General features: G+C 70.6%; 10 protein-coding genes and 2 pseudogenes. 7 read left to right on the plus strand and 5 right to left on the minus strand.

Translation table 11 applies throughout. The annotated features are described in order from the left end of the window. The first annotated feature begins 6 nt into the window (after positions 1–6). From ACIBJB_RS33435 to ACIBJB_RS33455, 5 genes are all read left to right on the plus strand, one after another. Positions 7–987, plus strand: coding sequence for an FAD binding domain-containing protein (locus ACIBJB_RS33435; protein ID WP_398936189.1), 981 nt, complete (start codon positions 7–9; stop codon positions 985–987). Continuing rightward, positions 984–3176, plus strand: a complete 2193-nt coding sequence (locus ACIBJB_RS33440; protein ID WP_398936191.1) for a xanthine dehydrogenase family protein molybdopterin-binding subunit — start codon at positions 984–986, stop codon at positions 3174–3176. The genes ACIBJB_RS33435 and ACIBJB_RS33440 overlap by 4 nt, the downstream gene beginning before the upstream one ends. Before the next feature lie 149 nt (positions 3177–3325). Further along, positions 3326–4480, plus strand: coding sequence for an XdhC family protein (locus ACIBJB_RS33445; RefSeq protein ID WP_398936193.1), 1155 nt, complete (start codon positions 3326–3328; stop codon positions 4478–4480). Further along, a complete protein-coding gene (gene moaA / locus ACIBJB_RS33450; RefSeq protein WP_398936195.1) occupies positions 4474–5463 on the plus strand; it encodes a GTP 3',8-cyclase MoaA in 990 nt (329 codons plus the stop codon). The genes ACIBJB_RS33445 and moaA overlap by 7 nt, the downstream gene beginning before the upstream one ends. Before the next feature lie 295 nt (positions 5464–5758). After that, positions 5759–6289 carry a DUF6584 family protein gene (locus tag ACIBJB_RS33455; RefSeq protein WP_398936197.1) on the plus strand — a complete coding sequence of 177 codons (531 nt, stop codon included), beginning with the start codon at positions 5759–5761 and terminating at the stop codon, positions 6287–6289. Between the two features lie 642 nt (positions 6290–6931). Here ACIBJB_RS33455 and ACIBJB_RS33460 read toward each other — a convergent pair. Next, positions 6932–7588, minus strand: coding sequence for a TetR/AcrR family transcriptional regulator (locus tag ACIBJB_RS33460; protein ID WP_398936199.1), 657 nt, complete (start codon positions 7586–7588; stop codon positions 6932–6934). 133 nt (positions 7589–7721) lie between these two features. On the opposite strand from ACIBJB_RS33460, the gene ACIBJB_RS33465 reads away from it, so the two are divergent. Together ACIBJB_RS33465 and ACIBJB_RS33470 are read left to right on the plus strand one after the other, a co-directional pair. Beyond that, positions 7722–8732 (plus strand): hypothetical protein, encoded by a 1011-nt coding sequence (locus tag ACIBJB_RS33465; RefSeq protein ID WP_398936228.1) that lies wholly within the window; start codon positions 7722–7724, stop codon positions 8730–8732. Between the two features lie 53 nt (positions 8733–8785). After that, positions 8786–9154 carry a hypothetical protein gene (locus ACIBJB_RS33470; protein WP_398936201.1) on the plus strand — a complete coding sequence of 123 codons (369 nt, stop codon included), beginning with the start codon at positions 8786–8788 and terminating at the stop codon, positions 9152–9154. Between the two features lie 155 nt (positions 9155–9309). Here ACIBJB_RS33470 and ACIBJB_RS33475 read toward each other — a convergent pair. The 4 genes and pseudogenes from ACIBJB_RS33475 to ACIBJB_RS33490 form a co-directional block, all read right to left on the minus strand. Continuing rightward, positions 9310–9714 (minus strand): annotated as a pseudogene (locus tag ACIBJB_RS33475) (molybdopterin cofactor-binding domain-containing protein); the annotation flags it as partial. Between the two features lie 83 nt (positions 9715–9797). After that, positions 9798–10778 carry an FAD binding domain-containing protein gene (locus tag ACIBJB_RS33480; RefSeq protein WP_398936203.1) on the minus strand — a complete coding sequence of 327 codons (981 nt, stop codon included), beginning with the start codon at positions 10776–10778 and terminating at the stop codon, positions 9798–9800. Between the two features lie 11 nt (positions 10779–10789). Beyond that, positions 10790–11440, minus strand: coding sequence for a (2Fe-2S)-binding protein (locus ACIBJB_RS33485; protein WP_398936205.1), 651 nt, complete (start codon positions 11438–11440; stop codon positions 10790–10792). 265 nt (positions 11441–11705) lie between these two features. After that, positions 11706–11849, minus strand: a pseudogene (locus tag ACIBJB_RS33490) (cupin domain-containing protein); the annotation flags it as partial.

Here is an 11849-nt window from a genome sequence, read left to right on the forward strand (position 1 = left end):
GCTCCCATGCACCCCTTCTCCTACACCCGCGTCGACAGCGTCCGGGAAGCCCTGGACGCCGGGAGAGGCGGCGGGCGTTACATCGCCGGCGGTACCACGCTGGTCGACCTGATGCGCGAGACCGTCGAGACCCCCGACACGCTCGTCGACATCAGCGCCCTGCCCTTGAGTGAGATCACCGCCACCGCGGGAGGCGGCATCCGTATCGGTGCCCTGGCCCCGATGGCCGTGGCCACCGCCGACCCCAAGCTGAACTCGCTGTACCCGGTGGCCGCCCAGGCGCTGCGGGGCGCCTCGGCGCAGCTGCGGAACATGGCGACCATCGGCGGCAACATCATGCAGCGCACCCGCTGCACGTACTTCCGTGACGTGACCGCTGACTGCAACAAGCGTGAGCCGGGCTCCGGTTGCGCCGCCCTGCAGGGCTACAACCGTGGCCACGCGATCCTCGGCGGATCCGATCACTGTGTGGCCGTGCACGCCTCCGACTTCGCCGTCGCGCTCACCGCCCTGGAGGCGACCGTCCACCTCCAGGCCCCGGGCGGCAAGGAGCGCAGCCTCCCCTTCGGCGACTTCCTGCTCCGTCCCGGCAGCACCCCGCACCGCGAACAGGCCATCAGGCAGGGCGAGTTGATCACGGCGGTCGAGATCCGGGCGTATCCGCGTCCGCTCAAGTCGGCCTACCTGAAGATCCGCGACCGGCAGTCCTATTCGTTCGGGCTCGCTTCGGCGGCCGTCGCGCTGCATGTACGCCACGGTGTGATCCGCGAGGCGAAGGTCGCCGCCGGCGGTGTGGCGACGGTGCCGTGGAAGCTGTCCGCCGTCGAGCGGGCCCTGATCGGTGAGCGCCCCTCGGACGGTCTGTGGGCCGAGGCGGCCAGTCACACGGTTGACGGCGCTCGCCCCCTCCAGCACAACCGGTTCAAGGTCGAGCTCCTGAAGCGAACCGTCGAACGCCAGCTGCGCACCGTAGGAGAGATGCAATGAGCCCCCAGCCGCAGGCAGCTGTAGGTGCGCCGCTGTCCCGGGTGGACGGTCGGCTCAAGGTCACCGGCAAGGCGGAGTACGCCGCCGAGCACGACCTCAAGGGAGTCGTGCACGCCGTCATCGTCGACGCGAGTATCGGACGTGGCCGCATCAGGTCCATCGACACAAGCGCCGCCGAGAAACATGCGGGCGTACTGCGGGTGATCCACCACGGCAACGCCCCGAAACTGCCCTACCGCGACAACACCGGCTCCAACAACCCGGCCGGGCGCAGGCTTCGGGTCTTCCAGGACGACAAGGTCCTCTTCCACGGCCAACCGGTCGCCGTCGTCGTGGCCACCACCCTGGAGGCCGCCCAGCACGGCGCGAGCCTGGTCAAGGTCCGCTACGACGCCGAACAGCCCTCGACCGACATCACCAAGGCCGAACCCGGCGAGCCGACGCCCTATGCGCGCGGGGACGCGGAAGCGGGGCTGCGCTCCTCGGCCGTACAGCTGGATCTGAAGTACGAACTGGCACGCAACCACCACAACCCGATGGAGCCGCACGCCACCGTCGCCCGCTGGGATGGCAACCGGCTCACGGTGTGGGACAAGACGCAGTGGGTGATGGGCACGCACGACGAGATCGCCGCGGTCTTCGACCTGCCGGCGGACGCGGTGCGGGTCATCAACCCGTTCGTCGGCGGCGGCTTCGGCAGCGGGCTGCGCTGCTGGCCGCACACCATCGTCGCCGCGCTGGCCGCCCGCGTGACCCGGCGCCCGGTGAAACTGGTGCTGTCGCGCAAGCAGATGTACCACGGCACCGGATTCCGGCCGGCTTACGAGTACCGGTTGCGACTGGGCAGCGACCGGCGCGGTCGGCTGAACGCCGCGATCCACGACATCGACCACGAGACCTCGTCGTACGAGACGTTCTCCGAGGCCGTCCTGGGCACTGGCCAGATGATGTACAGCACGCCCAACGTCCGCCAGGCGTACCGGCAGGTGCCGCTGGACGTGAACACCCCGATCTGGATGCGCGGACCCGGCTTCGCCCCCGCGTCGTTCGTGATCGAGTCGGCCATGGACGAGCTCGCCACCGAGCTCGGCATCGATCCGATCGAGCTGCGCCGGCGCAACGAACCGGCCGAGGACGAGTCGACCAACGAGCCGTTCTCCACCCGCCGGCTGGGCGAGTGCTACGACGTCGGCGCCCGCGAGTTCGGCTGGGACCGTCGCAGCCCCGAGCCGCGCTCCACACGGGAGGGGAACCTGCTGATCGGCCTGGGCATGGCCGCCGGGGCCTACGACTGCGGGCGGTATCCGGGGCAGGCCAGGGCGCGGCTGGATGCCGACGGCACGGCGGCCGTGGAAGCGGCCACCACCGACATGGGGCCGGGCACCTACACCTCCCAGACCCAGGTCGCGGCCGACGCCCTGGGGCTGACCATGCGCACGGTCACCTTCCGGCTGGGCGACTCGGAGTATCCGTTCACCTCGCCGCACGGCGGTTCCTCGACCATGGCCAGTGTCGGCTCGGCCGTCGTCGACGCCTGCAACAAGGTGCGACAGCAGGCGATCAAGCTGGCCGTGGAGGACCGGGAGTCGCCGCTGTACGGGGTGCACGCGGACGACGTGGTCGTACGCAGCGGCCGACTGCACGACCGGAACAACACGGCGCGCGGGGAGACGTACAAGAGCCTGCTGGCCCGCCACGACCGCACTCACCTGGAGGCGAACGGCTCCTACGAGGGGCCCGGCTCCGAGCGGTCCGCCTACTTCGCCTACAGCGCGACCTTCGCCGAGGTCTCGGTGGACGCGGACCTGGGACTGGTACGGGTACGGCGGATGCTCGGCGTGTACGACGCGGGGCGGATCATCAGCCCCAAGCTCGCCGACAGCCAGGCACTCGGCGGCATGGTCGGCGGCATCGGCCAGGCACTGTTGGAGCACACGGTCACCGACCACCGCGACGGGCGGATCGTCAACGCCAACCTCGCCGACTACCTCGTCCCGGTCAACGCCGACGTCCCCGACCTGAAGGCGATCTACCTCGACGGCGAGGACGACGCCGGCAACCTGCTGGGCGTCAAGGGACTCGGCGAGGTCGTCCAGGTCGGCGTGGCGGCCGCGATCGGCAACGCGGTCTACAACGCCACCGGCCGCCGTATCCGCCAACTGCCGATCACCGCCGAGGCGTTGCTCTGACACCACCGCCTCCCTAGCCGGGTCCGGCAGTCGAACCCCCCGTACGGCTGCAGGACCCTCCCCGGGCCGCCGCCGCGCATGCTCCCCGTCTACGCGGCGGCGGCCCGGCCCACCTTCTGTGACAGCGACCGTGTGCTCTGGAGACCCCCATGCTGAACATCGCGGACACACTGCACCGCTGGTGTCGCGAGGAACGCCCCTTCGCCCTGGCCACCATCATCGACGTCACCGGCAGCGCGCCCCTGCCGATCGGTACGTCGGTGGCTGTGGACGAGGACGGCAACGCCGTCGGCAGCATCTCCGGCGGGTGCGTCGAGGGCGCGGTGTACGAACTGTGCCGACAGGTGCTCCAGGAGCAAGGCGCTCGACAGCGTGCCCGGTTCGGCTACTCCGACGACGACGCCTTCGCCGTGGGACTGACCTGCGGTGGCGAACTCGACGTGCTCGTCCAGCGCGTCGACCCGGCCGCCCGGCCCCATCTCGGCGCGGCGCTCGCCGAGGCGGTCGAGGGCCGACCCGCCGCCGTCGCCCAGATCGTGGACGGGCCCGAGGAATGGATCGGCGCCACTGTGAGTGTCCTCGGCGACCGTTGGATCGCCGACAGCACGCTCGGCGACGGGCCGACCGGCCGGACGGTCGCGGACCGGGTCACCGCCCAACTGCGCACCGGACGCACCGCACTTCTCGCCCTCGGCCAAGACGCCGACACCTGCCCCGAGAAGCTCTCCGTCCTCGTCCACGCGGCCGCCACCCGCCCCCGCATGCTGATCTTCGGCGCCGTCGACTTCGCCGCCGCCCTCGCTCAGGCGGGCCGGTTCCTGGGCTATCACGTCACCGTGTGCGACGCCCGCCCCGTCTTCGCCACCCAGGCACGCTTCCCGCACGCAGACGAGGTGGTCGTCAACTGGCCCCACCGCTACCTGGCACAAACGGCCGTGGACCCCCGTACCGCCGTCTGCGTGCTCACCCACGACGCCAAGTTCGACATCCCTCTGCTACGGCTGGCACTCGGTCTCCCCGTCGGCTACGTCGGCGCGATGGGCTCCCGGCGCACTCACGAAGAGCGCCTTCTCCGTCTGCGTGAAGTCGGCGTCGCACAGGAGCAGTTGGCCCGGCTTCGGTCCCCGATCGGTCTCGACCTCGGTGCCCGTACCCCCGAGGAGACGGCCATTTCCGTCACCGCCGAGATCATCGCCCACGCCGGCCGGGCGAGCGGCTTGCCTCTGGCCCGGGTCAGCGGCCCGATCCACCGTGTTTCCGATGCGGTGCCGCACGCGGCAGGAACGGTCTCAGAGACATGCTGATCGACACCTACGGCCGGCAGGCCACCGACCTGAGGGTCTCGCTGACCGACCGCTGCAACCTGCGGTGCACCTACTGCATGCCGGAAGAGGGTCTGCAGTGGCTGGCCAAGCCGGATCTGCTCACCGACGACGAGATCGTCCGCCTGATCGACATCGCCGTCAACTCCCTCGGGATCGAGGAGGTCCGCTTCACCGGCGGTGAACCCCTGCTGCGCCCGGGCCTGGTCGGCATCGTCGAGCGCGTCGCGGCCCTCGCCCCGCGCCCCCAGATGTCCCTCACCACCAACGGCATCGGCCTCAAGCGCACTGCAAAGGCCTTGAAGGCGGCGGGCCTGGACCGGGTCAACGTCTCCCTGAACACCCTGCGCCCGGACGTCTTCAAGACCCTCACCCGCCGCAACCGCTACCAGGACGTCTTGGAGGGCCTGGACGCGGCCCGCGAGGCAGGCCTGACCCCGGTCAAGGTCAACTCCGTCCTGATCCCAGGGCTGAACGGCGACGAGGCCCCCGACCTGCTGGCCTGGGCGGTGGAGCACGACTACGAACTGCGCTTCATCGAGCAGATGCCCCTGGACGCCCAGCACGGCTGGAAACGCGACGGCGTGATCACCGCCGGGGACATCCTGACCTCCCTGCGCACCCGCTTCACCCTCACCGAGGAGGGTGCGGAGGCCCGGGGCTCGGCCCCTGCGGAGCGCTGGATCGTCGACGGCGGCCCCCACGTCGTCGGCGTCATCGCCTCCGTCACCCGCCCGTTCTGCGCCGCCTGCGACCGCACCCGCCTCACCGCCGAGGGCCAGATACGCACCTGCCTGTTCGCCCGCGAGGAGACCGACCTGCGAGCGGCCCTGCGCTCCGACGCCGGTGACAAGGAGATCGCCCGGATCTGGCGTGAGGCGATGTGGGGCAAGAAGGCCGGCGCGGGCCTCGACGACCCGACCTTCGTCCAGCCGGACCGGCCCATGTCCGCGATCGGGGGCTAGGGCCTGTTGCGAAAGTGGCCTCGTCGCCCGGAGGGCGGCCGCGCGGCGTCCGGTGCGTGCTCTGGGGTCCCCCCGGCCGAAGGCTGGGGGAAGTGCCGCACGGAAGCCCTCGTACGGGGCGTACTCGGGCTTTCGGGCGGTGCGACGAGTGCGGGTACCTCCCACGCCTCAGGGCAGTGGGGGAGCGTGCCGGGCCTCGCGCGGCAGAGGCCACTTTCGCAACAGGCGGCCCTAGGGGCGTGCTGAACGGCAAACCAGGTCGACGTGGATCAGCGCGGCACCCGATCATGTGTTCATGCCGCTGAGAGAGACCCTTGCCCGAGTCGACGCGGACCTGGCGGCCGGCCGGGTTCCCGTCGCGCGCCAGCGTTTGCGCGGTCTCGTCTCGTCCTTCCCTTACGATCTCACGCTTCGTCGGCGCCTGGCCGAGGTGTACCGGCTCTACGGCGATGCCGCCGAGGCCGGACGCTGGATGTACCTCGAAGACGACCGCCACGCCGACGAGACCGTCGCCTTCGAGGCGCGGTACGGGTCTCCCGGGTGGCGAATGAAGGCCCTCGCCTGGCGCGGCCCCGAGGCCATGGCCGCCACCTCCTTCGCCGAGGGGCAGCTGGTCGCAGTGCGGGCCGCCTGCGCCGAGCAGTTGGGGCACCCTGTCGACTGGGACGACCCCGCCTCCTACCGGGACGGTCTGGAGGAGTGGTACGAGGAGGCGCCGTCCGGGCCGTGGACGGTCGGCGGTGTACTGGCGGGCGTCGGCTGCCTGGTGGGGGTTTTTGCGTTCCTCGCGATCTGGGTCAACGGAGTCGTTGCCCTCTTCGACTGACCCAGGTCACCAGGGGGCCGGTGAGGAGCGCCGTGAGCGTGTGGCCACGGGGCGGGGCTTGGAGGAAGCCGATGACGTCGCCGGTACGTTTGCCGCGGACGGTGCGCTTTTTTTTGGGGGGGAACTCGCGGTCATCATGCACGGCTCGATGGAGCTGACCGGCCCGGACCTGTTGTGGGACGCCACGCCTGAGCAGGCACACGCGCCGCGCAAGGCGCTTGCTGTCGCCGACTGCTCGCGTCTGCCGGACCTTGGCCGCTTCCAGGCGGGGTACCAGGTGGCCGGTGTCAGCGCCGACTTGTGCACGCCCGGCCCTGCCCTGGGGCGACCTGGACTCCGCCCCCTGCCTGGCCCGGGCGGTGAGCGCCACTGGCGCGTTTGCGTCCCTGAGCTTGCTTCTTGTGTTTCCCAGCCGTGAGTTGGGTGTGTTCGGCGATGCTCCGGGCGGGCTCGGTCGGATTCTCCCAGGGGTGGCGGTGACCGGCGGCTTCTCTGCGAGCCGTAAGTAGTAATCCAGTCGTAGATCGCGACCAGGCACAGCGTCAGTACGTTGAACAGGCTGACGAGCGAGGATGACGGCCGGGTGCATCGGCATGTTGCGGATCTACTGTTTGTTCAGCGGACGCCCCAGTCGGGTCACCTTCACGGCTGGGTGCGTCGCTCGGCGGCGTCGAACGCGGGCGCGAGCGGGGCCAGCGTCTCGCGGAGCCGGTCGGGCAGTGAGCCGGAAGGCACGACCAGTCCTCGGGCGCCGAAACTCCCGGCGGCCTCTGCGTTCCCGGTCGGCCGGAGCCAGCCTTCCATCGCGATGCGAACGGCCGCGGCCACGCTTGCCGCGAGAACGCGGGCTGTGTGCGCTTCGGCCTCACCCAGGCGTTCGGCGATCACCGCCGTGAGAGGGGGCTCGATGCCGGCGGTGGTATCGAGGAACGCGTCGCGCAGCGCGGTCTGGGTGGTGATCAGCAGCAACGCCTCGTGTTCGCGCTCGCCGGTGTTCGTGTACTGCTCGACCACTGCTTCGGTGACGGCGTCGGCCAGGCGCACTCCTGCAGGCCGGCCCGCGACCGCCGCCGCGATCCGCGCCTCCCGGTCCGCGGTGACAGCGGAGACGATCGCCTGCTCGCGGCTGGCGAAGTAGTTGTTGTAGGTGCGCGGCGAGACCCCGGCCGCCTCGGCGATGTCCTCGACCCGCACCTGGTCCAGCCCGCGCTCCACGGCCAGGCGCAGGGCCGCCTCGCGTAGCGCCTCGCGTGTGGCCCGCTTCTTCCGCTCCCGCAGCCCTGATGGTGGTGTCGTCACGGCGTCAGCGTTCCACACAGGCCTGCGCGCACGCAAAGTTGCGTGAGCGCAAACTTGCGGGCACGCACTTTTCCTGTCAGCCTCGACCCGCCCGAGACCGACAGAGAGGACGTCACTCATGCGAGCAAGAGGAATGACCTACGACACAGGATTCGTCGTGCACGGCCAGATATCCCGCGAGCACCTCGACCCCGCGGTGGTCCGTCGCGAGCTCGCCATCATCCGCGACGACCTGCACTGCAACGCGATCCAGATCATCGGCGGCGACCCGGACCGACTGGAGCTGGCCGCCGGTGTCGCCGCCGAACTCGGCCTGGAGGTCTGGTTCTCTCCCTATCCGCTGGAGCTGGATCCAGCACAGATCCTCACGCTCTTCCGCGACTGCGCCGAGCGAGCGGAACGGCTCCGGCAGCAGGGGGCCACCGTCGTATTCGTCGCAGGGGTCGAACTGAGCGTGATGAACCGGGGGTTCCTGCCCGGAGAGAGCCCCGAGAAGAGGGTCGAGCACCTGATGAGCCGGCCCGAACAGCGGGCCCAAGCGATGCGCGAACTCGGCGTGCACATCAACGCATTCCTCGGCGACGCGGCGGCCACGGTCCGCGAGCGCTTCCAGGGCAAGCTCACCTACGCAGCCATCCAGTTCGAGCAGGTCGACTGGACTCCCTTCGACATAAGGACGTTCGAGCTGATCCGCTCCGCCGAGGTCGCCGACCGGTTCCGGGACGCGGTGCGCACCCTGGCCCAAGGCCCGAAGCCGCTCGCCATCACCGGGTTCGGCACGGCCGCCTACCGCGGCGCGGGAGACCACGGCGGGCGGGTGCTGGAAGTGGTCGAGCACGACCCACAGACCAAGGCCCCAGTACGGCTGAACGGCATACACGAGCGCGACGAGGCCGGCCAGGCCGCATATCTGAGCGAGCTGCTGGAGATCTTCGAGACCGAGGGCGTGGACAGCGCATTCGTGTTCTTGTTCGCCTTGCCTGGCTACCCGCACCGCCCAGACGGAGACCCCAGGGACGACTTGGACCGGGCCGGGCTGGGCATCGTCAAACTCCTCGAGGGGCGCCGGGGGCAGACCTACCCCGACATGGAATGGGAGCCCAAGGCCGCTTTCACGGCGGTGGCGCAGCGGTATCGGAGGTGACAGGCACCGCACACAATGACCACCGCAGCGTGTTGTACCTGCGCGGGTCACTGATGCCAGGCGTTGCAGGCAACTGCTGGTCGATCACGGAGGCACTCGGCCTGGACCGGCCGTGCCGCCTGCACCACCTCGGCGCGCCGGCTCTGCGCTTCGCCGGTTCCGCGCCCAACCTCGTCTCCGGCCTCAGCGTCTCGGCGCCCAACGTGGGCATCGCCGTCGGCTCCTGGGCTGCGGGCACCGCCCTGAGCTCACCACTGGGGCAAGCCGGACCGCCGCTGGTCGGCACGGTGGCGGCCGCCCTCACCCTCGTACCACTGACCGCACTCGCGCTGATGCGCACCAGCCGCTCCGAGACGCCCCCGCCTCGGTCCGGAGTAGCCGCAGAGCAGTCCATGGGGCGCGACACTCACGCCGTTGGCTGACGACGTGCTCGGCTCGTCAGAGCGGGCCGTCGCCGCGACGCGGGCCAACGTCGCGGCGACGGCCCTGGAGAGTCCGGCAGTCGGACGGGGAGAGGCAGGCTGCCGGACAAGCGGTGTGCACTCCGTCGAGGAGGAGCGGGAGCATGAGCGCTGGGTCAGATCAACGCCTCGGCGGAAATGGGCAGTTCACGGACCCGGCGGCCGGTGGCGTTGAAGACCGCGTTGGCGATAGCGGGCGCCACTCCGATCATCACGAGATCGCCGAGACCCTTGCCGCCGATCGGGTCGGCCTCGCGGTCCTCACCGTCGAGGTAGACCGCCTTGAGCTCGGGGTTGTCGGCGTCGACGGGGACGAGGTAGTCGGCGAGGTCGGCGTTGACGATCCGCCCGTCGCAGCGGTCGGTGAGCGTGTGCTCCAGCAGGGCCGTGCCGATGCCGCCGACCATGCCGCCGAGGGCCTGGCTGTCGGCGAGCTCGGGGCTGCTGATCCGGCCCGCGTACACGCCGAGTACGCGCCGCACCGGCACCAGGCCCAGCGCCGTGTCGACGTCGAATTCGGCAGCGTTCCGCGCCTTGCCGGTGACCTTCAGCGGCCCGTCCACCCTCGACAGTGGTGCGCCCACGGCTGCCTGCGGCTGGGGGCTCACTCGGCACCTCCTACGACGCGCAGCTGGCGCTCCACGGTGCGCTTGAGCAGCTCGACCTTGAAGCGGTTGTGCTGCAGGGGACGGGCGCCGTCCGCCGCCCTGGCCGCAGCGGCCGCCCACAGGGCCGCCGAGGGGCGTTCGCCGACGAGGTGCTGTTCGACGGCGGGCAGTTTCCAGGGCACGGTGCCCACTCCCCCGGCGGCGACCTTGGCCTCGCGGATCACTCCACCGCGTACATGCAGCGCGACGGCCGCCGACGTCAGGGCGAACTCGTAGGACTGCCGGTCGCGCACCTTCAGATAGCCGGACCTGAGTGGCCGCGGAAATGCCGGGATCTCGACCGCCGTGATCAACTCGCCTTTCCGCAGGGCCTGTTCGCGTTGCGGTGTGCTGCCTGGCCGCAACAGGAAGTCAGCGAAGGGGACTTGGCGTGTCCCGTCCGGGCCAAGGAGGTGCACCCGGGCCTCCAGGGCGGCGAAGGCCACGGCGGCGTCGGACGGGTGGGTGGCCACGCAGGCGTCGGAGGTGCCCAGGATGGCGTGGGTGCGGTTGACGCCGTGCAGCGCGGCACAACCGGAGCCGGGCTCACGCTTGTTGCAGTCGGCGGTCACGTCGCGGAAGTACGTGCAGCGGGTGCGCTGCATGATGTTCCCGCCGATGGTCGCCATGTTCCGCAGCTGGGCCGACGCGGACAGTTCCAGCGCCTCGGAGACGACGGGATACAGGGTGCGCACCTTGGCGTGGGCGGCGGCCTCCGACATGGACACCAGGGCGCCGATCCGCAGGCCCCCGCGCTCGGTCGCCGTCACCTCGCGCAAGGGCAGACCGCTGATGTCGACCAGACAGTCGGGGCGCTCGACCGTCTCGCGCATCAGGTCGACCAGCGTGGTCCCCCCGGCGATGTAACGGCCGCCCGCACGCCCGGCATTGAGGGCTTCCCGGGTGTCGGAGACACGGGTGTAGGCAAAGGGATGCATGGGGCCGCTCCTTACTTATGGGCGGCGGTCTGCTCGACCGCGCGCACGATCTTGACGTAGCAGCCGCAACGGCAGACGTTGCCGCTCATCCACTCGCGGATCTCCTCCGGCGAGCCGGTGTGGCCCTCCTGGATGCAGCCCACGCCGGACATGATCTGCCCCAGGGTGCAGTAGCCGCACTGGAAGGCGTCCTCGTCGATGAACGCCTGCTGGAGCGGGTGCAGTTGATCGCCGTCGGCCAGGCCCTCGATGGTGGTGACGTCGGCGCCCTCCAGCCGTACGGCGAGCGTCAGGCAGGCGTTGTACCGCTGACCGTCGACCAGGACCGTGCACGCCCCCCATGCCCCGGCGTTGCAGCCCTTCTTGGAGCCCGTGAGGCCGAGGTGCTCGCGGAGCAGGTCCAGCAGCGAGGTGCGGTTGTCGACCGTCACCGTTCGGCGGATGCCGTTGACCGTCAGTGAGACACGGCTGGACGGCGGTCTCTCGGCGGCCGTCGCTTCCTCCGGATCGACGAGGAACGTGCCTCCGATCACGCTCCCCGCGCCACCGGCACCACCGACCGCGGTGCCGGTGGCGATGAACGTGCGCCGCGTGGGCGCCGGGGAGGACTCGCCGGCTCCGGTGGGGGGTGCAGCGGCAGACTCGGGGAGCTCATTGGACATACGTACGCCTTCGGATCGCGGACGGACCGGCCGTACACAACAGCGGGACGGGAGACGGGGATCGTCGCCGCCGCGGGGAAGCCGGCGACCGCGCGCTCTGGCAGCGGCTGCCGGTCACCTGGGGAGTCTTGCACCACCGGCAACGCTCGTGACAGGGAGACTTTCCTCCCCCCTTGAGGCCCCGTCAGAAATGACTGACCGGCGTCATCGGGGGCATTTGCGCGCGCTGCGAGGCAGAGGGGGGAGGGCGTGGGAGGGGTAGGGGCTACTGGTTGCGGGTGCGGGGGCCGTTGTACTGCTGGTCGGTGACCGGTTCGGCCCACGTGGTCTCGGGGGTGTCGTCGCCCGTGCCCTCCCACAGGGCGATGTGTTCCATGAAGCGGTCGGGGGCGGCGCCGTGCCAGTGTTC

The sequence above is a fragment of the Streptomyces sp. NPDC050759 genome, assembly GCF_044456945.1.
GTDB lineage: Bacteria > Actinomycetota > Actinomycetes > Streptomycetales > Streptomycetaceae > Streptomyces.

What these genes read in the sequence shown, in the direction of transcription:
- moaA (WP_398936195.1), top strand. Translation starts at nt 4,474, where the DNA reads ATGCTGATCGACACCTACGGCCGGCAGGCCACCGACCTGAGGGTCTCG.
- ACIBJB_RS33485 (WP_398936205.1), bottom strand. Translation starts at nt 11,440, where the DNA reads ATGTCCAATGAGCTCCCCGAGTCTGCCGCTGCACCCCCCACCGGAGCC.
- ACIBJB_RS33440 (WP_398936191.1), top strand. Translation starts at nt 984, where the DNA reads ATGAGCCCCCAGCCGCAGGCAGCTGTAGGTGCGCCGCTGTCCCGGGTG.
- ACIBJB_RS33435 (WP_398936189.1), top strand. Translation starts at nt 7, where the DNA reads ATGCACCCCTTCTCCTACACCCGCGTCGACAGCGTCCGGGAAGCCCTG.
- ACIBJB_RS33455 (WP_398936197.1), top strand. Translation starts at nt 5,759, where the DNA reads ATGCCGCTGAGAGAGACCCTTGCCCGAGTCGACGCGGACCTGGCGGCC.
- ACIBJB_RS33470 (WP_398936201.1), top strand. Translation starts at nt 8,786, where the DNA reads ATGCCAGGCGTTGCAGGCAACTGCTGGTCGATCACGGAGGCACTCGGC.
- ACIBJB_RS33445 (WP_398936193.1), top strand. Translation starts at nt 3,326, where the DNA reads ATGCTGAACATCGCGGACACACTGCACCGCTGGTGTCGCGAGGAACGC.
- ACIBJB_RS33480 (WP_398936203.1), bottom strand. Translation starts at nt 10,778, where the DNA reads ATGCATCCCTTTGCCTACACCCGTGTCTCCGACACCCGGGAAGCCCTC.
- ACIBJB_RS33465 (WP_398936228.1), top strand. Translation starts at nt 7,722, where the DNA reads ATGACCTACGACACAGGATTCGTCGTGCACGGCCAGATATCCCGCGAG.